Origin of the sequence: Tepidimonas fonticaldi, assembly GCF_001675355.1 — a bacterium.
Lineage (GTDB): Bacteria > Pseudomonadota > Gammaproteobacteria > Burkholderiales > Burkholderiaceae_C > Tepidimonas > Tepidimonas fonticaldi.
Genome location: NZ_LZDH01000056.1, coordinates 315,242 through 336,386 on the forward strand (window position 1 = coordinate 315,242; position 21,145 = coordinate 336,386).

Consider the following 21,145-nt stretch of genomic DNA (forward strand, 5'->3'; position numbering starts at 1 on the left):
TGTCCATGTTGGAGGCGGGGTTATCGTCGGACGCTGACAGGCCGCCGCGAGTTCCTGGCCCGACCGGTGCGCAAGGGGCGTCGCCGGATCGGGGTGGCGGCATCAGTCGCCGGTGTGCGCTTCGGCCCGCCGGCCGGCGAGCGCCACCCCGCGCAAAAAGCCGGTCAGGGCCGCATCGGCGCGGTGTTCGGCCAGCAGCTCGGCGGCGCGCTGGGTATCGCGCCAGCGGCCGATGCGGCTTTGCCACGTGCGGGCGTCGCGCTGCCAGCGATGGACGCGCCGGGCGGCTTTGTCGGGCAGGGTGGGCGCGACGGCTTCGGCCCCGTAGCGCAGGCGCTTGGCCAGCAACCGGGCGGCGTGCAGGGCGTCGGTCGTGGTCTGGGCGTCGGCGGGATGGGTCGATTCCCGAAGACTGTGCGCCAGTCGCGCATGCCAGCGGCCCAAGCGCTCGGCGGCCCAGCCGGCGGGGGCCTCGACGTGTTCGGGCAACTGCTGCAGCCATGTGGCGCAGGCCAGCAAGGCCTGCGCGGTCGCCGGATCGCTCAATTGCGCACGCAGCGCCCGCCGGGCGGCCCGCACGCTGGCGGTCAGCCGCCGGCTTGCCTGCTGCCAGGCGCGCAGGCGGTCGGGGTGCGCGGTGTCGTCTTCCACGAACAACGGGCCCCAGAGGGGCAGCGTCTCGGTGAGCGCCACGTCCAGGTCGCGCACCGTGCCCAGGCTGGCCAGCAAGGGGCGCAGCGCGTCGTGCGCCGGCGGGGCGGGCAGCCACGGGCGCAGCAGGCGCAGCAGGCTGCGCCAGCGCCGCCAACCCACCCGGGCCTGGTGCACGGCTTCCGGGTCGTCGTGGCGGGCCGCCAGCAGCAGGTTGTCGCACAGCTGCCCCAGGGCATCGCCCAGCGCGGCGCGGGCGACGGCTATCGGGTCGGCGTGGCGCGGCAGATCGAGCGGCCGCGCGACGACGGGTTGATCGAGCGTGCCATCGCCCAGGCGCTGGGCCTGCTCGGCCTTGCTGGTGCGGGCAGGCAGCAGCGGCAGGTCGCTGGCCAGCGCGTCGGCCAGGGCGTGCAGGGCGGCGGGGTCGCCGGCCAGCAGCTCCAGTTCCAGCTCCAGCAGCGGCGCCCGGCCGCCTGACGCGCGGATGTCCCCCGCGTCCAGCGCGACTTCGACGACGCTGCCGTCGCCTCCCCGCACCGTCCAGGTCGTGCGCAGGCAGCGGGTTTCGTGCACCGGCTGCAGGGCGTCGAGCCGTTGCGCCAGATCGGGGGCCGCCGCCAGCGCGGTGGCGAGCAGCGCCGCCCGATCCAGCACCGGCCGCGCCAGCGGCGTGGTCCATTCGCCGCGCACGCTCAAGGCCCCGCTGCCGTGGCCGGCGGTCTTGAGGGTTTGCTCCCAGGTGCGCCTCGCAGGTGTGTCTGGCGTCGGCTGCCCGGTCGGGGACGCCTTTCCCGGCAGTGCCTCGATCCCCCGTATGCGCAAGGCGCAGCGCTGGGTGCGCAGCCAGCCATCCGGGGTGTCGTAATAGCGGTTGACCAGCCGTTGCTGCCGCATGGGGCGCCGGCGCAACAGCGGGTGGCGGCGCAGGCGCTGCAGGGCGTCGTCGGCGCGCACGCCCGGCAGGGCGAACTTGAGTTCGATTTCTTGCGGCACAATGACCTCCGCCAGATACAGAACGCCTATCGTAGCCGCCCCATCCGTCATGAACCATACCCCTCGCGACCTGTCCCACGTGGCCCCGCCGGACCGGGCCGAAATCCTGTCCCAGGCGCTGCCCTACATCCGCCGCTACCACGGCAAGACGATGGTCATCAAGTACGGCGGCAACGCGATGACGGACCCCGAGCTGCAGGCGGCGTTCGCCGAGGACGTGGTGCTGCTCAAGCTGGTCGGCATCAACCCGGTGGTGGTGCACGGCGGCGGCCCGCAGATCGAGACGCTGCTCAAACGCCTGGGCAAGGAGGGCCGCTTCGTGCAGGGCATGCGCGTGACCGATGCCGAGACGATGGAAGTGGTCGAGTGGGTGCTGGCCGGCGAGGTGCAGCAGGACATCGTCGGCCTCATCAATCGCGCCGGCGGCAAGGCGGTCGGCCTGACCGGGCGCGACGGCGCGATGATTCGCGCGCGCAAGCTGCGCATGGTGGACGTCAACGACCCCAACGTCGAGCACGACGTCGGCCAGGTCGGCGATATCGTCTCCATCGACCCCAGCGTCGTGCGCGCGCTGCAGGAGGACCAGTTCATCCCGGTCGTCAGCCCGATCGGCTTTGGCGAGCACAACGAGAGCTACAACATCAACGCCGACGTCGTGGCGGCCAAGCTCGCCACCGTGCTGCAGGCCGAAAAGCTGCTGATGCTGACCAACATCCGCGGCGTGCTGGACAAGGACGGCCAGTTGTTGGCCGAGCTGACGCCGCGGCGCATCGACGAGCTGGTGGCCGACGGCACCATCAGCGGCGGCATGATCCCCAAGATCGCCGGCGCGCTGGATGCGGCCAAGAGCGGCGTCAAGGCGGTGCACATCATCGACGGGCGCGTGCCGCACGCCATCCTGCTGGAGGTGCTGGGCGATCAGCCCTTCGGCACGATGATCCGCTCGCACTGACACGGTCCGCGCTTTGGCGCTCATGCTGGGCGCCAGCGCGATCTACTGGGTTGGCGCCCGGGCAGGTCAAACCCAGGGTTTTCCCTAGGATTTGGGGATTGACAGCCCCTCGTCTACCTCTAGAATAGAACGACCGTTCGTTTTATTTTGGAGGCTTGCATGGCCGACATCGACGCCGCCCACCCGGCGGCCCGCGCCCGCGGCCGCAGCGCCGGGCGCGCCCCGCACAAGGGGCAGCAGACCAAAGCCGCCATCATCGATGCGGCGCTCGGGCTGGCCTCGCACGTCGGGCTGGAGGGTCTGAGCATCGGCGCCATCGCCGAGCTGATGGGCATGAGCAAGTCCGGCGTCTTCGCGCACTTCGGCTCGCGCGAGGAGCTGCAGATCGCCGTCGTGCGCGAGTACCACGCGCGCTTCGAGCGCGATGTGTTCCACCCGGCACTGGCTGCGCCCCGCGGGCTGCCGCGGCTGCGCGCGTTGTTCGACCATTGGATGCGCCAGACGTCGCTGGAGATCGACTCCGGCTGCATCTACATCAGCGGCGCGGTGGAGTTCGACGACCGCCCCGGCCCCGTGCGCGATGCGCTCGTGGACACGGTCAACACCTGGCAGTCGGCCGTGCGGCGCGCCATCCGCATCGCCATCGACGAAGGCCACCTGCGCGCCGACGCCGACCCCGCGCAGATCGCCTTCGAAATCCACGGCCTGATCCTTGCGCTGCATTACGAGGCGCGCTTTCTGCGCAGCCCGGCCGGGCTGCACCATGCCCGCACCGGTTTCGACAACATTCTGGCGCGCTACCAGCCCTGAGCGCCAGCCCCTTCAACCCCCCACCGTTCACCCGCGTCCAAGGAGACCACCATGCCCCAGTACACCCCGCCCCTGCGCGACATGCAGTTCATGCTGCACGAAGTCTTTCACGTCGTCGACGAGCTCAAAGTCTGCCCGCCGCATGCCGAGGTGGATGCCGACACCATCAACGCCGTGCTGGAGGAGGGGGGCAAGTTTGCCGCCGAGGTGACTTTCCCGCTCAACATCAGCGGTGACGCCGAGGGCTGCCGTCTCGACAAGACCACCCACACCGTCACCACGCCGCAGGGCTTCAAGGCCGCGTACGAGCAGTATGTGGCCGGCGGCTGGCCCGCGCTGTCGTGCGACCCGGCCTATGGCGGCCAGGGGCTGCCCTTCGTGGTCAACCAGTGCTTCTACGAGATGCTCAACAGCGCCAACCAGGCGTGGACCATGTACCCCGGGTTGAGCCACGGTGCGTACGAATGCCTGCACGCCCACGGCACCGAGGCGCAGAAGGCGCTGTTCCTGCCCAAGCTGACCAGCGGCGAGTGGACCGGCACCATGTGCCTGACCGAGCCGCACTGCGGCACCGACCTGGGCCTGCTGCGCACCAAGGCCGAGCCGCAGCCCGACGGCACCTACAAACTCACCGGGCAGAAGATCTTCATCTCCGCCGGCGAGCACGACCTGGCCGCCAACATCGTGCACCTGGTGCTGGCCCGCCTGCCCGACGCCCCGGCCGGCAGCAAGGGGATCAGCCTGTTCCTGGTGCCCAAGTTCCTGGTCAACCCCGACGGCAGCCTGGGCGAGCGCAACGCCATCTACTGCGGCGGCCTGGAGCACAAGATGGGCATCCACGGCAACGCCACCTGTCAGATGATCCTGGACGGCGCGGTCGGTACGCTGGTGGGCCAGCCCAACAAGGGCCTGCAGGCCATGTTCGTGATGATGAACGCGGCCCGCCTGGGCGTGGGTAACCAGTCGGTGGGCCTGACCGAAGTGGCGTTCCAGAATGCGCTGGCTTACGCCAAAGACCGCATCCAGATGCGCAGCCTGTCGGGCCCGAAGGCCAAGGACAAGCCCGCCGACCCCATCATCGTGCACCCGGACGTGCGCAAGATGCTGCTGACGGCCAAGGCCTACGCCGAGGGCGGGCGGGCCCTGTTGATCTACTGCGCGCTGCTGCTGGACAAGGAACTGCACCACCCCGACGAGAAGGTGCGCAAGGACAGCGCCGATCTGCTGGCCCTGCTGACGCCGATCGCCAAAGCGTTCCTCACCGACAACGGCTTCGAGGCCACCAACCACTGCCTGCAGGTCTTCGGCGGCCACGGCTACATCAAGGAATGGGGCATGGAGCAGTATGTGCGCGATGCCCGCATCAACATGATCTACGAGGGCACCAACACCGTGCAGAGCCTGGACCTGCTGGGCCGCAAGGTGCTGGCCAACAACGGCGCCACGCTCAAGAAGTTCGGCAAGCTGGTCGCCGCGCTGGTGGAGGAAGAAGGCGTCAACGAAAAGATGGCCGAGTTCATCAACCCGCTGGCGTACCTGGGTGAGCAGATGACCAAGTTCACCACCGAGATCGGCTTCAAGGCGCTGCAAAACCCCGACGAGGCCGGTGCTGCCGCCGTGCCCTACCTGCGCGTGGCGGGCCACCTGGTGTTTGGCTACTTCTTTGCGCGCATGGCCTCGGTGGCGCTCAAGGCGATTGCTGCCGGCAGCACCGACCCCTTCTACACCGCCAAGCTGCAGACGGCGCGCTTTTACTTCGCGCGCCTGTTCCCGGAGACCGCGACGCTGATGCGTCTGGCCCGCTCCGGCAGCGCGGCGCTCATGGACACCGACGCGGCACTGGCCTGATCGCCCACGCGCAGAGGAGACGACCCATGCGGTACCGCATCGCTGCCCTGTTGCTGGCCCTGGCCGCCCCGGCCTGGGCCAACCCCACCCCCGTCGGCCGGTGGCACACCATCGACGACGACACCAAAGAAGTCAAAAGCGAGGTCGTCATCACCGAGCAGGACGGCGTGCTGACCGGGCGCGTCGAGAAGCTGTTGCGCAAGGGCGCCGACCCCAACCGCCGCTGCACCGCCTGCACCGACGACCGCAAGGACCAGCCCATCGTCGGGCTGGAGATCATCCGCGGCGTGCGGCAGGTGCCGGGCAAGGCGGTCTGGGAGGGCGGCACCATCCTCGACCCCGAAAACGGCAAGACCTACAACGTGCGCCTGACCCCCGTGGAGGGCGGCGCCAAGCTGGAGGTGCGCGGCTCCATCCTGTTCATCGGCCGCACGCAGACCTGGGTGCGCGCGAACTGACGCGCCCCGCCCATTGCAAGGATTCATCATGTCCCGATTCACCGTCAAACGCGTCGCCGTGCTCGGCGCCGGCGTCATGGGGGCGCAGATCGCCGCGCACCTGGTCAACGTCAAGGTGCCGGTGGTGCTGTTCGACTTGGCCAAAGACGGCGCCGACAAGAGCGCCATCGCCCGCCAGGCGATCGCCAACCTCAAAAAAATGAAGCCCAGCCCGCTCGGCGTGGCCGACGACGCCGACCTGATCCGGCCGGCCAACTACGACGAGCACTTGGCCTTGTTGGGCGAGTGCGACCTCGTCATCGAGGCCATTGCCGAGCGCATGGACTGGAAGCACCAGCTCTACGCTCGCATCGCGCCGCACCTCGCCGCGCATGCCATCCTGGCCACCAACACCTCGGGCTTGCCGATCTGCCAGTTGGCCGAGCCGCTGACGACCGAACTGCGGCCGCGCTTTTGCGGCATCCACTTCTTCAACCCGCCGCGCTACATGCCGCTGGTGGAGCTGATCGCCGCGCCAGAGACGCGCACCGACGTGCTCGACGCGCTGGAGGGGTTCGTCACCACGACGCTGGGCAAGAACGTCGTGCGCGCCAAGGACACGCCCAACTTCGTCGCCAACCGCATCGGCATCGCCGGCATGCTCTCGACGATGATCGAGGCCGAGCGGCACGGCCTGACGTTCGACGTCGTCGATGACCTGACCGGCAAGCGGCTCGGGCGCGCCTCCAGCGGCACCTTCCGCACCGCCGACGTGGTGGGGCTGGACACGCTGGCGCACGTCATCCGCACGATGCAGACCCAGCTCAGCCCCGAGACCGACCCGTTCTACCCGACGTTCGAGACGCCCAAGGTGCTGCAGGCGCTGCTCGACAAGGGCCACCTGGGGCAGAAGACCAAGGCGGGCTTTTACAAGAAGGTCGGGCGCGACGTGCTGCGCTTCGACCTGGCCAGCGGCGACTACGTGCCCGCCGGCGCCAAGGCCGACGAGGTCTATGGCCGCATGCTGAAGAAACCCGCGCCCGAGCGCCTGAAGCTGCTGCGCCACGCCGAGGGGCCGCAGGGGCGCTTTTTGTGGGCGATCCTGCGCAACGGCTTTCACTACGCGGCGCTGCACCTGCAGGCGATCGCCGAGACGGCGCGCGACGTCGATCAGGCCATGCGCTGGGGCTTTGGCATGCAGCAGGGCCCGTTCGAGCTGTGGCAGCAGGCCGGCTGGCTGGAGGTGGCGCGCATGGTGCAGGAAGACATCGACGCCGGACGCGCGCTGTGCTCGGCGCCGCTGCCGGCCTGGGTGTTCGAGGGCCCGGTGGCCGAGCGCGGCGGCGTGCACCAGCCGGAAGGCTCGTGGAACCCGGCCACCGGCCGCTTCGAGCCGCCGCGCACGTTGCCGGTGCACGCGCGCCAGCTCTACCGCGAGCGCGTCTTCGGCGAAGGCGGGCCGGACTGGCGCACCGATGGTGCCACGGTCTATGAGGATGACGCGATCCGCCTGTGGACGCTGCCGCGCGCCGGGCTGGACGACGTGCTGATCGCCAGCCTCAAGACCAAGATGCACGCCATCAGCCCGGCGGTGGTGGAAGGGCTGGACCGCGCGGTGGAGGAGGCCGAGGCGCGCTTCGCGGGCCTGGTGGTGTGGTCGGGCGACGAGCCGTTTTCGGTCGGGGCCGACCTGCAGGCCACGCTGCCGGCGTTTGCCGCGATGGGCGTGCAGGCCATCGAATCCGTGGAGGCGGAAATGCAGCGCGTCATGCTGCGGCTGCGCTACGCCCAGGTGCCGACGGTGGCGGCGGTGCGCGGCATGGCGCTGGGCGGCGGCTGCGAGCTGGCGGTGCACTGTGCGCGGCGCGTCGCGCACATGGAAAGCTACATGGGCCTGGTGGAAGTCGGCGTCGGCCTGATCCCGGGCGCCGGGGGACTGACCTACCTCGCCCGCCGCGCCGCGGAAAACGCCCGTGCCAGCACCGGCACCGACCTGCTGCCGTTCCTGACCGAGGGCTTCAAGGCCGCGGCGATGGCCACGGTGGGCACCAGTGCGCTGGAAAGCCGCAAGCTCGGCTACCTGCTGGACAGCGACGTCATCGTGCCGCACCGTGACGAGCTGCTGTTCGTCGCCGTGCGCGAGGCACAGGCCCTGGCCACGGGCGGCTACCGGCCGCCGCTGCAGCGCCGCTTCCCCGTGGCGGGTCGCAGCGGCAAGGCCACCATCCTGGGCTCGCTGGTCAATATGCGCGACGGCGGTTTCATCACCGCGTACGACTTCCACATCGCCAGCCGCATCGCCCATGTGGTCACGGGCGGCGATGTCGAGGCCGGCACGCTGGTGTCCGAGGACTATCTGATGAAGCTGGAGCGCGAGGCATTCTGCGCCCTCATCGTCCAACCCAAGACGCAGGCCCGCATCATGGCCTTGCTCGACAGCGGCAAGCCCCTGCGCAACTGAACCCGCGGAGACACCCGACATGAAAACCCGACAAGACGCCTACATCGTCGCGGCCACCCGCACACCGATCGGCAAGTCCCACAAGGGCTATTTCCGCCACACCCGGCCGGACGACCTGCTGGCGCACGTGTTGCGCGCCGCCGTGGCGCAGGTGCCCTCGCTCGACCCGGCCGCCATCGAAGACGTGATCTGCGGCTGCGCCATCCCCGAGGCGCAGCAGGGCTTGAACGTCGCGCGCATCGGCGCGGTGCTGGCCGGTCTGCCCAAGAGCGTGGGCGGCATCACCGTCAACCGTTTCTGCGCCTCCGGTCTGTCGGCGGTGCAGATGGCCGCCGACCGCATCCGCGTCGGCGAGGCCGACGTGATGATTGCCGCCGGCGTGGAGAGCATGAGCATGGTGCCGATGATGGGCAACACGCCCAGCCTCTCCCCGGCGATCTTTGCCAACACCGACGATGTGGACGACTACGGCATCGCCTACGGCATGGGGCTGACCGCCGAGAAGGTGGCGCAGCAGTGGAAGGTGTCGCGCCAGGCGCAGGACGAATTCGCGCTGCAGTCGCACCAGCGCGCCATCCGCGCGCAGCAGGCCGGCGAGTTCCGCGACGAGATCACGCCGGTGGAGGTGGAAGAGCGCACGCTGGACCTGGACCGGGGCGAAGTCGGCATCCAGCGCCGCACCGTCGATCTGGACGAGGGCCCGCGTGCCGACACCACCCTGGAAGCCCTGGCCAAGCTGCGCCCGGTGTTCGCCACGCCACGCCGCGCCGACCTCACGCCCACCGGGCTGGGCAGCGTCACGGCGGGCAACAGCTCGCAGACCTCGGATGGCGCCGGCGCCCTGATCCTGGCCAGCGAGGCCGCCATTCAGCGCTTCGGCCTGCAGCCGCTGGCGCGTTTCGTCGGCTATGCCAGCCGCGGTGTGCCGCCGCACATCATGGGCATTGGCCCGGTGGAGGCCATCCCCGCCGCGTTGAAGGCCGCCGGCCTCAAGCAAGACGACCTCGACTGGATCGAGCTCAACGAGGCGTTCGCCGCGCAGTCGCTGGCGGTGATGAACCAGCTCGGGCTCGACCCGGCCAAGGTCAACCCGATGGGTGGCGCGATCGCGCTCGGCCACCCGCTGGGTGCCACCGGCGCCATCCGCTCGGCCACGGTCGTGCACGCGCTGCGCCGCCACCAGCTGCGCTACGGCATGGTGACGATGTGCGTCGGCATGGGGCAAGGTGCGGCCGGGATTTTCGAGCGGGTATGATGGTGCAGGAGACCACGATGACCGACATCCTCGAACACACCGAAGGCGGCGTGCTGACGCTGACCCTCAACCGCCCTGCCCGCAAAAACTCGCTGACCAGCGCCATGTACGCCACGCTGGCGGATGCGCTGGCCCGCTCGGCGGCGGATGCGTCCGTGCGCGTCGTCGTCATTCAGGGCAACGAGGCGATGTTTTCGGCGGGCAACGACATCGAGGAGTTCCTCCACGCTCCGCCCGCCGGCACCGACAGCCCGGTGTTTCGCTTTCTGCGCGGCATTGCCACGTTCCCCAAACCGCTGGTCGCGGCGGTGTGCGGGCCGGCGGTCGGCATCGGCACCACCATGCTGTTCCACTGCGACCTGGTCTACGCTGGGGACAATGCGGCGTTTTCCATGCCGTTCGTCAACCTGGGCCTGTGCGCCGAAGGTGCCTCCAGTCTGATTGCGCCGCAGATGTTCGGCTACCACCGCGCGGCCGAGGCGCTGATGCTGGGTGAGCCGATCTACGCCGAGGCGGCGCTGGAGGTGGGGCTGGTCAACAAGGTGTTGCCGCCGACCGAGGCCAACGCCTATGCCCAGCAGATCGCGCGCAAGCTGGCCGCCAAGCCCCTGTCGTCGCTGGTGGAGACCAAGCGCCTGATGAAAAGCGCCCAGCAGGACGCGGTGCTGCAGCGCATGGCGGAGGAGGGCGCGAGCTTCGGCCGCATGCTGCGCGAACCCGCCGCCAGAGAAGCCTTTTCGGCCTTCTTGGAGAAACGCGCGCCCGACTTCAGCCGGGTGTGACAGGGAGGGGGTGGCCGTGACGCGCATCACACATCCGCCGATGGCGCCCGTCGCCTTCGAGCCCGAATTCGTCGAAGGCGTGCGCGAGATCTTCGAGCAGAAGATCGTCTTCAACACGGTGCTGGGCCTGCGCATCACGGACATTGCCGCCGACCGGGTGCAAGCCCGCATCGATATGCGGCCGGAGCTGGTCGGCCATTTCGCCTACAACCGCATCCACGGTGGCGTGATCAGCGCCGGGCTGGACGCGATGGGCGGGCTGGCGGTGATGGCCGCGATCGGCGCGCGCCACATGGACGAGCCCCCCGCCCAGCGTCTGCACCGCTTTGCCAAGCTGGGCACCATCGATCTGCGCATCGACTACCTGCGCCCGGGCATCGGCGAGGCCTTCGTGCTGGAGGCCGAGGTGCTGCGCCTCGGCTCGCGCGTGGCGTCCACCCGCATGGCATTCCTGGGGACGGACGGCAAGCTGCTGGCCACGGGGGCTGGGGCTTACATCGTGTCGTGAGGGCTCGGCCACGCCGATGCTGCCCGTCGTCTACATCAACCTCGACCGCGACGCCCAGCGGCGGCAGGCGATGGAGGCGATGCTGCGGCGCCGCGGGCTGCCGTTCGAGCGCCTGCCGGCGGTGGCATGGGCGGCGCTGGACGAGGCCAGTCGCACCCGCCTGTACGACCCGGCATTGAACCAGCGCCAGTTCGACCGCCCGCTGGTCGATGGTGAGAAGGGTTGCTACGCGAGCCACCTCAAGGCCTGCGAGCATCTGCTGGCCTCCACCGCGCCCGCCTTGATCGTGCTGGAGGACGATGTCGAGCTGTCGGACGCCGTTGCCGATGTGCTGGCGGCGATCGAGGCGCTGCCCCCCGAGGGGTGGGATGTGATCAAGTTGTACAGCCGGCGCAACGAGCGGCCGGCCGCCGCCACGCCGTTGACCGGTGCGCATCAGCTGGTGGCCTACCGCCGCGTGCCCAGCATGAGCAACGGCTACGCCCTGAGCCGCACCGGGGCCGCCAAGCTGCTGCAGCACCGGCGTCCGTTCGGCCGGCCCGTGGACGTGGACGTGCGCTACTGGTGGGAGGCGGACCTGCGCGTGCTGGGCGTCGTGCCCGGTGTCGTGACGCTGGGGGCCGGGTCGGAAGCGAGCAGCATCTGGCACGGGGGGCGACCCGGTCGGACCTGGGCAGAGCGCTGGCGGCGCTGGTCGTCGCAGCTCGATTATTCGCTGCGCAACGCATGGCACCGGCGCCGTCAGGTCCTGCCCGCCGGGCTCGCGCGGCGCCCTCAGGGTTGAAGGCCGCCGCCCGCCCGATCGGTGGGTGAATCGCCCGCTGCCAGGCGGAGCAGCAGTTCCCGGTACCGCGCCTGCATCGAGCGCCGGTCGAAACGCGCCCGCACATCCTGCTGGCCCGCTTGGGCGAGCGCACGCCCCATGTCGGGGGCCGCGTTCAGCGCGGTCAGTGCGTCCGCCAGTGCCATGGCATTGCCGGGGGGGACGCGCACGCCCGTGCGGCCATCGTCGATCACCTCGCGAATGCCCTCGACGTCCGAGCCGATGGCGCAGCAGCCACTGGCCATCCCTTCGATCAGCGACAGGCCCAGGCCCTCGTAGTGGGAGCTGAGCACGCAATAGCGAACCCGCCCGTAGAGGGACGGCAAATCGCTGACCGGCCCCAGAAAATGCACCCACGGCGTGACGCCGAGCCGCTTGGCCAGGCGCTCGGCCCGTTCCCGCCAGCGGCGGCTGCCGCCACCGGCCAGATAGAAGGGCATGGGCGTGCCGCGATCGAGCAGTTCGCGTGCGGCACGGATGAGGGTCTCGTGGTCCTTTTGTCGGGCAAACCGGGCCGCCATGACGACGGCGGCCTCCCGTTCGTGCCACGGCCGACCGGCCGACCACCGCGACAGATCGATGCCATTGTGAATGGTCATGCAGCGCGATGCCGGATGCCCCAGCCGCACGAGCGCATCCCGAACCGCATCCGAGACACCGACCAGCGCATCGGTGTGCTGCGCGAGCCAGCGCGACTGCCACAGCCGCCACCGGCCATACCGCTCGCGCACATTGTGCTCCACCTGAACCAGGTGCGGCACACCCGCCAGCAGGCCCGCCCAGCGGCCCCACAGATGGTCGCTGAAGCCATGCGCCACCAGCACGTCTGGGCGCCACGCACGGCACAGCTGGGCCAGCCGCCACACGGTCAGCGCATGGGGCCAGCCGGGCACGGTCTCCACCGCGATGCCGCGGCGGCGCAGCTCGTCGATGCGGTGGGCCGGCGTTTGCCGCTTGCGCCGCAGCACCAGCAGCGTTTGCAGGCCCGAGTCGTCCGCGCACAGATCGATGGCGACCTGGGTCGCCCCGGAAAACCCGCCCGAGACGAAGTGCAGCACCCGCAGGGGCCGCGCCCCGTCCTGGAGCGGCGGTTGGGGGTTCATCGGTCACCTTTCGCCGCGGCGGGCCGCAGGACCATGCTGGCCCACACCAGATGCATGAACAGATACACGAGGTTGCCGCTGTTGTGCGCAAACATCACCTGCGTCATGCCAAAGCCCAGGTAGCCCAGCACCAGCATCAGCCCGGCCCATGCGGCCCATGAGCGGTCGTCGTCCGGGTATCGGGGGCGCAGGTGGCGCCCATGGATGGCCGCCGGCACGCCGTAGAACAGCGCCAGTGCGAGCACGCCGACCAAGCCCGCCTTGGCCCACAGATCCAGCCATTCGTGGTGCGCATGGCCAAAGCGCAGCACGACGGCAGGGGCCTGTCCGGCCTCCACCCATTCGCGTTTGCGCTGCTCGTAGCCGGCCTCACTCCAGCCCAGCCCAGGCCGCTCCAGCCCCATCTGCCAAGCCAGGCGCCAATGCGCCAGACGGTGGCCGACCGAGGTTTCCGCATCCCCCTGGCGGTACAACTGCAGGTCGCGTTGCAGGGCTTCCAGTCGCTGGTCCAGCGACGAATCGCTGACGGCCCAGATCAGTCCGCCGACGGTCAGGGCAGTCACCGTGGCGACGGTTCCGATGCGTCTGCGGGATGGACTCGACGGGGGAGTGCGGACGCGACTGCTCGGCAGATACCCCCGCCATGCGGCCAGCGCCAGCACGGCCAACAGGGCCGCCAGAACCCACCAGCCTCCGCGTGCGCCCGACAGCAGCGAGGCGTAGGAGCCCGCCAGCACGGCGCCGATGGCGGCCCAGCGCTCCCACCGGGTCCGGGCCCGCAGCGCCGCCAGCGCGCTCCACAAGGCCAGCAGCACGGCCACGTTGCCGAATTGGATGGCGTTGGTATCCCCATGCGCACGCTCCAAGCCCAGGGCGTGCACTTGCCAGCCAGCCACCGCGGCCGCCAGCCAAGCACCCACCCAGCAGCCGCGCAGTGTCCAGGTCAGTGGCGGTGCCGTCCGCATCAGGGCCGGTGCCGCCATCAGCGCCAGCAGGTATTTGGCAAAGCGGTCGAAGTCCCCTGCGCGCAGGGCATGCCATTCCACGTCCAGCCGCAGCAGCCAGACCAAGCCCATCACCGCAATCGACCCGAGCAGCCAGCGCCATGGCGTCGCCCATGCGCCCGGCCGATGCAGGAGGGGGGCGGCCGCCAGCAGGCCGGCGACCACCAGGCACAGTGCGCCCCACGAGTACCCGGACGGAACGGCCAGACTGAGCGCAGGCAGCAAGAACGCACCCGCCGCGACCAGGCGACTCACCCAGGACGGCGGCGGCTCGTCAACGGCGGACCCACTCACGGGAGGGCATGCGCGGGCGCGGGGTGCGCGCCGTCAGCCATGGTGACCCGGCTGTTCCCCAGCGCGCAGCCGATACACCGTCCCGCAATAGGGGCAGTGCACCTCACCGGTTTTGGCCACGTCCAGAAAGACGCGGGGGTGGCCGTTCCAGAGCTGCATGCCAGCCTTCGGGCTGGGGCAGATCACGCCGCCGTGCGCATTCAGATCGCGCGCGGCCAATTCGACGACGGCAGGGGCTGAAGTCGGGCTGCTCATAGGGGGTCACACCAGGGTCAGCCAGTGGGCGTACTTCGGGTTGCGGCCGTTGACGATGTCGAAGAACGCGCTCTGGATACGCTCGGTGATGGGGCCGCGCTGGCCCGCGCCGATCTGGATGCGGTCCAGCTCGCGGATCGGCGTGACCTCGGCGGCGGTGCCGGTGAAGAAGGCCTCGTCGGCGATGTACACCTCGTCACGCGTGATGCGCTTTTGCACCACTTCCACGCCCAGGTCCTTGGCGATGTGCAGCACGGTGTTGCGCGTGATGCCGTTGAGCGCGCCGGCCGACAGGTCCGGCGTGTAGACGACGCCGTTCTTGACGATGAAGAGGTTTTCGCCAGCACCTTCGGAGACGAAGCCGGCCGGGTCCAGCAGCAGCGCCTCGTCGTAGCCGTCGTCGGTGGCTTCCATATTGGCCAGGATGGAGTTGGTGTAGTTGGACACCGTCTTGGCCTGCGTCATCGTGATGTTGACGTGGTGGCGCGTGTAGCTGGAGGTCTTGACGCGGATGCCGCGCTTCATCCCTTCCTCGCCGAGGTAGGCGCCCCAGGCCCAGGCCGCCACCATCAGGTGCACGCGGTTGCCCTTGGGGCTGACGCCGAGCTTCTCGGACCCGATCCAGGTCAGCGGGCGGATGTAGCCGCTTTCCAGCCCGTTGGCGCGGATGACGGCGCGCTGCGCCTCGTTGACCTCCTCCATGCTGAAGGGGATCTTCATGCGCAGGATCTTGGCGCTGTTGAACAGGCGCTCGGTGTGCTCCTGCAGGCGGAAGATCGCCGTGCCGCGCTCGGTCTTGTAGGCGCGCACGCCCTCGAAGGCGCCGCAGCCGTAGTGCAGCGTGTGCGTCAGCACGTGCACCTTGGCGTCGCGCCAGTCGACGAGTTCGCCGTCCATCCAGATCTTGCCGTCGCGGTCGTGCAGCGGGAGGGGTGTCGCCATCGGGGGTCCTTTGGGTTGGGGGCGCCTGTCTGGGGTCTGTGCCGGAGCGGGCGCGCCGGGGTCAGAGTCATTGTCATTTTACGTGGCTTGCGCCCCGCGGCGTCCTGCCGCGCGGGGCGAACCGCCGGGTTCGCAGGCCATACGCGCGCCCCGCCATGGCGGGGCGTGGGGCAATCGTTTGAAAAACGGGCGATTTCCCCCTAAAGTCGGGCTCAAGTTGGTCGATAACACGGATGAGCGCGGGGAGTGTGGCCCTTGCGCACAGACGAGTTGGGGGTTGCGCCATGTTGACCATTTCATCGATTGCCGTGGCACCGGCGCCGCAATCGACGCCGACCGTGCGGGCCCAGCCGGTGACCCCGGCGCGGCCCAGCAATGCCGTGGCCCGTGACAATGCGGCCGGCGCCGTCGTGGCGCCGCAAGGCGAGGCCGCGCGTGCGCAGGCGCTGGCCGCCCCTCCCGTGTTGGCGCCCGTCTCCCCGGCGCAGGAGGGGCAGCGGGCCGATGGGTTTGCGAATGGCGCGGCGCCGGAGCGCTCCGGACTGCCTTTGCCCGCGGCCCGGGGGGAGAAAGCGGGGGGTGACAATCCTCGCGCTGCCGATGCCCTGGCAACGACCGATCAGGAAGCCGCGCAGGCCCGGGCGGCCGAGCGGGACAAACGGGCGCGGGAGGCCCATAATGCCGACGCCCAACGCCGTGCCGAGGCGCAGTCACGCCCAGGGCGACCCGGCGATGCCGCCGGGCGTTCGGGGCAGAAGGACTTCCCCGAGGTCAAAAACCCCGCTCAAGAGGCGATGGACGTCCAGATCAAGGATCTGTTGCCCAACATGTGGAAGGCCAGCCGCGCGGCGGTGGACATGATGATTGGCCAGGAGGCCGTCCAGGCTGCGCAAGAGCGCGCCCAACGGCTGGAGGAGTTGCAGACCCAGCTCAACACCCGGCCGCTGGCCAACCTGCCACCCAACGATGCGGCGCAGAACTATGGCGCGGCCGCGGACACCGGCAACCGACCGGCGCCGGGCGGGCAAATCGACCAGCTGGCCTGAGCGGCCAACTGGCCTGAGCGCGGCCGGTCGGGCGTCGTCTTCAGATGCGGTGCCGCACGCCCGAGGCGGCCACGCGCTCCATGATGGCCCGGGCTATCTGCTTGAGCGGCAGCACGTCCTGGACGGCGCCCGCCTGGATGGCCATTTTGGGCATGCCAAAGACGACGCAGCTCGCTTCGTCCTGGGCGATGTTGTAGGCCCCGGCGTCGCGCATTTCCTTCATGGCCTGGGCGCCGTCGCCACCCATGCCGGTGAGCATCACCCCGATGGCATTGGGCCCCAGGACGCGCGCGCAGGAGCGAAACAGCACCTCCACTGACGGTTTGTGGCGGTTGACCGGCGGTGAGTCGTCCACCACCGCGATGTAGTTGGCGCCGCTGCGCGCGATGGAGAACTGGCGCCCGCCCGGAGCAATGTACGCATGACCGGGCAGGATGCGCTCGCCGTCGCGCGCCTCGGCCACGCGGATGCGGCACAGCGAATCCAGCCGCGCGGCAAAACTGGCGGTAAAGCCCGGCGGCATGTGCTGGGTGATGACCACCGCCGGGGCGTCGGACGGCAGCTCGACCAGAATCTCTTTGATCGCCTCGGTGCCGCCGGTGGAGGCGCCGATGCAGATGACCTTCTCGGTCGACAGCCGCAGCAGCCCGGTGCCCGAGGCGACTCCGGTTGGGGTGCTGGAGGCCGCGGCCGCTGGGTTCGATGGCGCGGCGGCCGGGGCGGCGACGGGGCCGGCGGTCAGGCGCCGCACATGCGCCTTGGCGGCGATGCGGATTTTGTCGACGATGTCGTCGGCCAGCTCCTGCAGCCCGGCGCTCACACCGATGCGCGGCTTGGCGACGAAGTCCACCGCGCCCAGCTCCAGGGCCTTGAGCGTCGTCTCCGCGCCCTGTTCGGTCAGCGTCGAGACCATCACCACCGGGGTGGGGCGCAGCCGCATCAGGCGCGAGAGGAACTCCAGCCCGTCCATCTTGGGCATCTCGACGTCCAGCGTGATGACGTCCGGGTTGCGCTCGCGGATGATTTCGCGCGCCTGCAGCGGGTCGGCGGCCGCGCCGACGCAGGTCATGTCCGGTTGTTGATTGATGATCTGGGTCAGCAGACTGCGCACCAGCGCCGAGTCGTCGACCACCACCACCTTGATCTTGGAGGTCATGCCAAATACGGAGTGTCAGAACAGGTCCACGGTCCCACCGGCGTTCGTCTGTGCCAGTCGGGTTGCCGTGCCCTGGCGTTCCTGGGTCTCCAGCGTCTCGGGGTGGGCATGGGCGAGTCGTTTTACCATGGCCTTGCCCGTGACGGGAAAGAACACCACTTTGCGCGGGTAGATGTCCATCACGTCCTTGGACACCACCGGAATGCGTTCAGTGGCCAGATAGTCGAGCACGAACTGGGTGTTGCGCTCCCCCACATTCATGCTCGTCATGCCCGAGATGACGGCCCCCCCGCCAAACACCTTGGCCTGCATGTACTCGCGTGTGGAGCCGCGCTTGATCAGTTCGTTGATCAGCAGTTCCATGGCGTAGGAGCCATACCGGCCCGAGGTATCGGCCCCACCCTCGGGCAGCATGAAGTGGTTCATGCCGCCGATGCGCAGCCGCGAATCCCAAATGCAGGCCGCGATGCATGAGCCCAGCACCGTCATGATGAGCAAATCCTCGTCGCTGACGAAAAACTCGCCGGGCAGCACCTTGACCGCCGCGTACTTGAAGTGCTGATCGAAAAAGAAGAACGACGCCTCCCCCGGTTTGCGCGGGTGAGCCTTGAGCTGCTGCACATGCGTGGGGCTGCGCACCAAGGACGTCATAATTTTTCGTAGATGGTCTTGCCGCGCAGCCGGAACAGGTCGCGCGCGTCGCTGAAGTTCTCGGCATGCCCGACGAACAGGGTGCCGTGGGGGCGCAGCAGCCGGTGCAGGCGCGCGAGCACCTGCCGCTGTGTCGTGTGGTCGAAATAGATCATGACGTTGCGGCAGAAGATCACGTCGAACTCCTCTCGCAGGGGCCACGCCTCATCGACCAGGTTGAGCGTGAAGAACTGCAGGTGCTTTTGCAGCTCCGGCTTGACGCGGGCCAGGCCCTCGTTGGCGCCTTTGCCGCGCAAGAAATACTTGCGCAACTGCTCGGGGGTGACGGCGCGCAACTGCTCCAGCTTGTACACGCCGCGCTGGGCAGTCTGCAGCACCCGGGTGTCGATGTCGCTGGCCCAGATTCGGAAGGCCCCCTGCAGGCCCAGCACGTCCGCCATCGTGATGGCGATGGAGTAGGGCTCCTCCCCCGTAGAGGCGGCGCTGCACCAGATTTTCCATTCGCGCTGGGCCGCCGATTCCCGGACCAGGCGGGCCAGTTCCACGAAATGGTGGTTCTCCCGAAAAAACGAAGTCAGGTTGGTGGTCAGCGCGTTGACGAATTCCTGCCACTCGGCGGCATCGCGGCTGGACTCCAGCCAGTCCAGGTAGGCCCGGAAGCTGTCGTGTCCCGTCTCCCGCAAGCGGCGCGAGATGCGGCTGTACACCATGGCCTGCTTGCCCTCGTGCAGGCTGATGCCGGCATGCCGGTAGATGAGCTGCCGGATGCGGTCGAAATCCGCCACCGTCCACGCGAATTCGCGGGATTGCAGGGTGGCGGTGTCGTCGCGCATCATCGCAAGGGGCGTGGGTTACTGGCGCACGCGCCGCACCAGGGCGGAAATGTCCAGAATCAGCGACACGCTGCCATCGCCCAGGATGGTGGCGCCCGAGACGTTGGGGACTTTCTTGTAGTTGGCCTCGAGGTTTTTGATCACCACCTGCTGCTGTCCCAGCAGCTCATCGACCATCAGCGCCACGCGCGAGCCGTCCGACTCCACCACGACCATGATGCTGTTGGCCGACGCGTCGGCCGCAGGCCGCGGTACCTGGAACAGGCGGTCCAGCTCGATGACCGGCATGTACTCCTCGCGCACCTTGACGAGCTGGGCGCTCTGGGCCACGGTGTTGATGTCGGTGGCCTGGACCTGGAAGGATTCGACCACGGAGGACAGCGGCAGGATGTAGACCTCTTCGCCGACGCGCACCGTCATGCCGTCCATGATCGCCAGCGTCAGGGGCAGGCGCACCTTGACGCTCATGCCATAGCCTTCGGCCGAGTCGATCTCCACCGATCCGCCCAGCGAGGCGATATTCTTCTTGACCACGTCCATGCCGACCCCGCGCCCGGAGACGTCGGTGACGACCTCGGCCGTGGAGAAGCCCGGCGCGAAGATCAGTTGCCACACCTCGGCGTCGCTCATGTCGTCGGAGCAGGGGATGCCCTTGTCCCGTGCCTTCGCCAGCAGTTTGGCACGCGACAGGCCGCGGCCGTCGTCGCGCACCTCGATCAGGATGGAGCCGCCCTGGTGTGCCGCCGACAGAGTGATCGTGCCGACCTCCGGCTTGCCTTTGGCGACGCGCTCGTGCGGCAGCTCGATGCCGTGGTCGCAACTGTTGCGGATCAGGTGCGTCAGCGGATCGGTGATCTTCTCGATCAGACCCTTGTCCAGCTCGGTCGCCTCGCCGTGGGTGACCAGTTCGACCTTCTTGCCGAGTTTGCCGGCCAGATCGCGCAGCATGCGCGGGAAACGGCTGAACACGACCGACATTGGGATCATGCGGATCGACATGACCGATTCCTGCAAGTCCCGCGTGTTGCGCTCCAGGTCGGCCAAGCCGGTCAGCAGTTGCTGATGCAACGTCGCGTCGAGATCGCGGCTGTACTGCGCCAGCATGGCCTGGGTGATGACCAGCTCGCCCACTTGGTTGATGAGCTGGTCGATCTTGCTGACGGACACGCGCAGCGTCGTCGTCTCCAACTGGGCGCTGGCGGCATTGCGCGCGGCTTTGGCGGACTCACGCGCCCGCGCATCGGCGCTGAGCGCCGGGGCCGCGCCCGCCGATCCCGCAGACTGGGCGGCGGTGTGCAGGGCGGCCTCGGCCTGCAGCGCGGCGGCGTGTTCCGAGGGCGTCACCGGATTGCCGGGCGCGCCGGGGAACAAGCCGTAGCCGTGCACCTCGTCCGGCGCTGGGACCGGGGTGCCGCTGGCGTCCGTTCGCGTGCCCGCTACAGGGCTGCCTGGGGCCCCGGCGAACAGGCCGTAGCCCTCCTCGATGACGTCGCGGCTGTGCTCGGGCAGGGTGCTTTCTGCGGCGGGGGCGGCTGCAGACTCGGCTGCGGGCGCCGTTGCTGCCGCGCCCGCCGGCACCAGCGCGACGTGCTCGCGGGCGACGTGGAAGGCAAACAGATCGAGCAGCTCGTCGTCGGTGCTGGTGGTGTCGATCTCGTAGATGCGGACGTTGCCCTCGTCGCGCTCGGCGGTGATGGTGCCCAGGCCCGCGATGTCGCGGAACAATTCCTTGATGGGGTCGGCCTGGTCCAGCCGGGTCAGCGGGCCGATGCGGGCCTGCAGATGCCGCGGCGCGCCGGCGGGCGAGGGGGCCGGCATCCCACCCGCCGTGGCGCGTGGGGTGGGCTCTGCCGCAGGCGGTGGTGGCGGAGGGGGCGGCGGCGCGGCCGTGGCGGCCTGGCCGCTGGCCAGCGCGCGGATGCGCGACACCAGCCCCGCCGTCTCCGGAGGCTCGCCACCCAGCCCCTGGTGCCGCGCCAGCAGGCCCTTGAGGGCGTCGCTCGACTCCAGCAGCACATCCACCATCGGCGCGGTGGGGGCCAGCTCGTGGCGCCGCAATTTGTCCAGCAGCGACTCCATCTGGTGGGTCAGCTCGGCCACGTCCTCGAAACCGAAGGTGGCCGCCCCCCCCTTGATCGAGTGGGCGCACCGGAAGATCGCGTTGAGGGTTTCGTCATCGACCGTATCCAGGTCCAGGTTGAGCAGGAGCTGCTCCATCTGCTCCAGGTTCTCGCCCGCCTCCTCGAAGAAGATTTGGTAGAACTGGGTCAGGTCGAAGCCGTCGTTTGCGGTGTCTGCCATGGCGGTGTTCTCGGTCGTCGCGCAAGCGTCGGGGCGC

The 21,145-nt window shown here is 69.3% G+C and carries 19 protein-coding genes; 10 read left to right on the forward strand and 9 right to left on the reverse strand.

What is annotated here, in order from left to right:
• Nucleotides 1-102: 102 nt before the first annotated feature.
• Nucleotides 103-1,647 (reverse strand): CYTH and CHAD domain-containing protein, encoded by a 1,545-nt coding sequence (locus tag A9O67_RS07255; protein WP_197484459.1) that lies wholly within the window; start codon nt 1,645-1,647, stop codon nt 103-105.
• Nucleotides 1,648-1,696: 49 nt separating this feature from the next.
• Between A9O67_RS07255 and argB the strand changes: the two genes are divergently transcribed.
• The 9 genes from argB to A9O67_RS07300 all read left to right on the forward strand — a co-directional run bounded on the left by argB (nt 1,697) and on the right by A9O67_RS07300 (nt 11,484).
• Nucleotides 1,697-2,599, forward strand: a complete 903-nt coding sequence (gene argB, locus A9O67_RS07260; protein ID WP_068608851.1) for an acetylglutamate kinase — start codon at nt 1,697-1,699, stop codon at nt 2,597-2,599.
• Nucleotides 2,600-2,758: 159 nt separating this feature from the next.
• Nucleotides 2,759-3,409 carry a TetR/AcrR family transcriptional regulator gene (locus tag A9O67_RS07265; protein WP_068608853.1) on the forward strand — a complete coding sequence of 217 codons (651 nt, stop codon included), beginning with the start codon at nt 2,759-2,761 and terminating at the stop codon, nt 3,407-3,409.
• A 51-nt stretch (nt 3,410-3,460) separates the two neighbouring features.
• A complete protein-coding gene (locus tag A9O67_RS07270; RefSeq protein ID WP_068608854.1) occupies nt 3,461-5,257 on the forward strand; it encodes an acyl-CoA dehydrogenase C-terminal domain-containing protein in 1,797 nt (598 codons plus the stop codon).
• Between the two features lie 26 nt (nt 5,258-5,283).
• Nucleotides 5,284-5,715, forward strand: coding sequence for a DUF2147 domain-containing protein (locus tag A9O67_RS07275; protein ID WP_068608856.1), 432 nt, complete (start codon nt 5,284-5,286; stop codon nt 5,713-5,715).
• Nucleotides 5,716-5,743: 28 nt separating this feature from the next.
• Complete coding sequence (locus tag A9O67_RS07280; RefSeq protein WP_068608858.1) at nt 5,744-8,155, forward strand: 3-hydroxyacyl-CoA dehydrogenase/enoyl-CoA hydratase family protein; 2,412 nt, start codon at nt 5,744-5,746, stop codon at nt 8,153-8,155.
• Between the two features lie 19 nt (nt 8,156-8,174).
• A complete protein-coding gene (locus A9O67_RS07285) occupies nt 8,175-9,410 on the forward strand; it encodes an acetyl-CoA C-acyltransferase (RefSeq protein ID WP_068608860.1) in 1,236 nt (411 codons plus the stop codon).
• Between the two features lie 17 nt (nt 9,411-9,427).
• Nucleotides 9,428-10,192, forward strand: a complete 765-nt coding sequence (locus A9O67_RS07290) for an enoyl-CoA hydratase (RefSeq protein WP_068609840.1) — start codon at nt 9,428-9,430, stop codon at nt 10,190-10,192.
• Between the two features lie 40 nt (nt 10,193-10,232).
• Complete coding sequence (locus tag A9O67_RS07295) at nt 10,233-10,700, forward strand: thioesterase family protein (RefSeq protein WP_068608862.1); 468 nt, start codon at nt 10,233-10,235, stop codon at nt 10,698-10,700.
• Nucleotides 10,701-10,716: 16 nt separating this feature from the next.
• Nucleotides 10,717-11,484 carry a glycosyltransferase family 25 protein gene (locus A9O67_RS07300; RefSeq protein ID WP_082955440.1) on the forward strand — a complete coding sequence of 256 codons (768 nt, stop codon included), beginning with the start codon at nt 10,717-10,719 and terminating at the stop codon, nt 11,482-11,484.
• Here A9O67_RS07300 and A9O67_RS07305 read toward each other — a convergent pair.
• The 4 genes from A9O67_RS07305 to A9O67_RS07320 form a co-directional block, all read right to left on the reverse strand.
• Nucleotides 11,475-12,626 (reverse strand): glycosyltransferase, encoded by a 1,152-nt coding sequence (locus A9O67_RS07305; protein WP_068608864.1) that lies wholly within the window; start codon nt 12,624-12,626, stop codon nt 11,475-11,477. The genes A9O67_RS07300 and A9O67_RS07305 overlap by 10 nt on opposite strands.
• Nucleotides 12,623-13,885: an O-antigen ligase family protein gene (locus A9O67_RS07310; RefSeq protein WP_068608865.1), complete on the reverse strand. Its 1,263-nt coding sequence runs from the start codon at nt 13,883-13,885 to the stop codon at nt 12,623-12,625. The genes A9O67_RS07305 and A9O67_RS07310 overlap by 4 nt, the downstream gene beginning before the upstream one ends.
• Before the next feature lie 72 nt (nt 13,886-13,957).
• On the reverse strand, nt 13,958-14,179 hold the full coding sequence (locus A9O67_RS07315; RefSeq protein ID WP_068608867.1) for a zinc-finger domain-containing protein: 222 nt from the start codon (nt 14,177-14,179) through the stop codon (nt 13,958-13,960).
• Nucleotides 14,180-14,185: 6 nt separating this feature from the next.
• Nucleotides 14,186-15,121, reverse strand: coding sequence for a branched-chain amino acid transaminase (locus A9O67_RS07320; RefSeq protein ID WP_068608868.1), 936 nt, complete (start codon nt 15,119-15,121; stop codon nt 14,186-14,188).
• Nucleotides 15,122-15,405: 284 nt separating this feature from the next.
• Here A9O67_RS07320 and A9O67_RS07325 point away from each other — a divergent pair, with 284 nt between their 5' ends.
• Nucleotides 15,406-16,167, forward strand: a complete 762-nt coding sequence (locus A9O67_RS07325; protein WP_156682278.1) for a hypothetical protein — start codon at nt 15,406-15,408, stop codon at nt 16,165-16,167.
• A gap of 40 nt (nt 16,168-16,207) precedes the next feature.
• Here the strand turns inward: A9O67_RS07325 and A9O67_RS07330 are convergent, their stop codons facing one another.
• From A9O67_RS07330 to A9O67_RS07345, 4 genes are read right to left on the reverse strand one after another with little or no spacing between them, the layout of a single operon-like run.
• On the reverse strand, nt 16,208-17,323 hold the full coding sequence (locus A9O67_RS07330) for a protein-glutamate methylesterase/protein-glutamine glutaminase (RefSeq protein WP_068608872.1): 1,116 nt from the start codon (nt 17,321-17,323) through the stop codon (nt 16,208-16,210).
• Between the two features lie 15 nt (nt 17,324-17,338).
• Complete coding sequence (gene cheD, locus A9O67_RS07335; RefSeq protein WP_068608874.1) at nt 17,339-17,974, reverse strand: chemoreceptor glutamine deamidase CheD; 636 nt, start codon at nt 17,972-17,974, stop codon at nt 17,339-17,341.
• A complete protein-coding gene (locus A9O67_RS07340) occupies nt 17,971-18,807 on the reverse strand; it encodes a CheR family methyltransferase (protein ID WP_231960259.1) in 837 nt (278 codons plus the stop codon). Before A9O67_RS07340 ends, cheD begins: the two co-directional genes overlap by 4 nt.
• Before the next feature lie 18 nt (nt 18,808-18,825).
• Nucleotides 18,826-21,108 carry a chemotaxis protein CheW gene (locus A9O67_RS07345; protein WP_068608878.1) on the reverse strand — a complete coding sequence of 761 codons (2,283 nt, stop codon included), beginning with the start codon at nt 21,106-21,108 and terminating at the stop codon, nt 18,826-18,828.
• Nucleotides 21,109-21,145 lie beyond the last annotated feature (37 nt).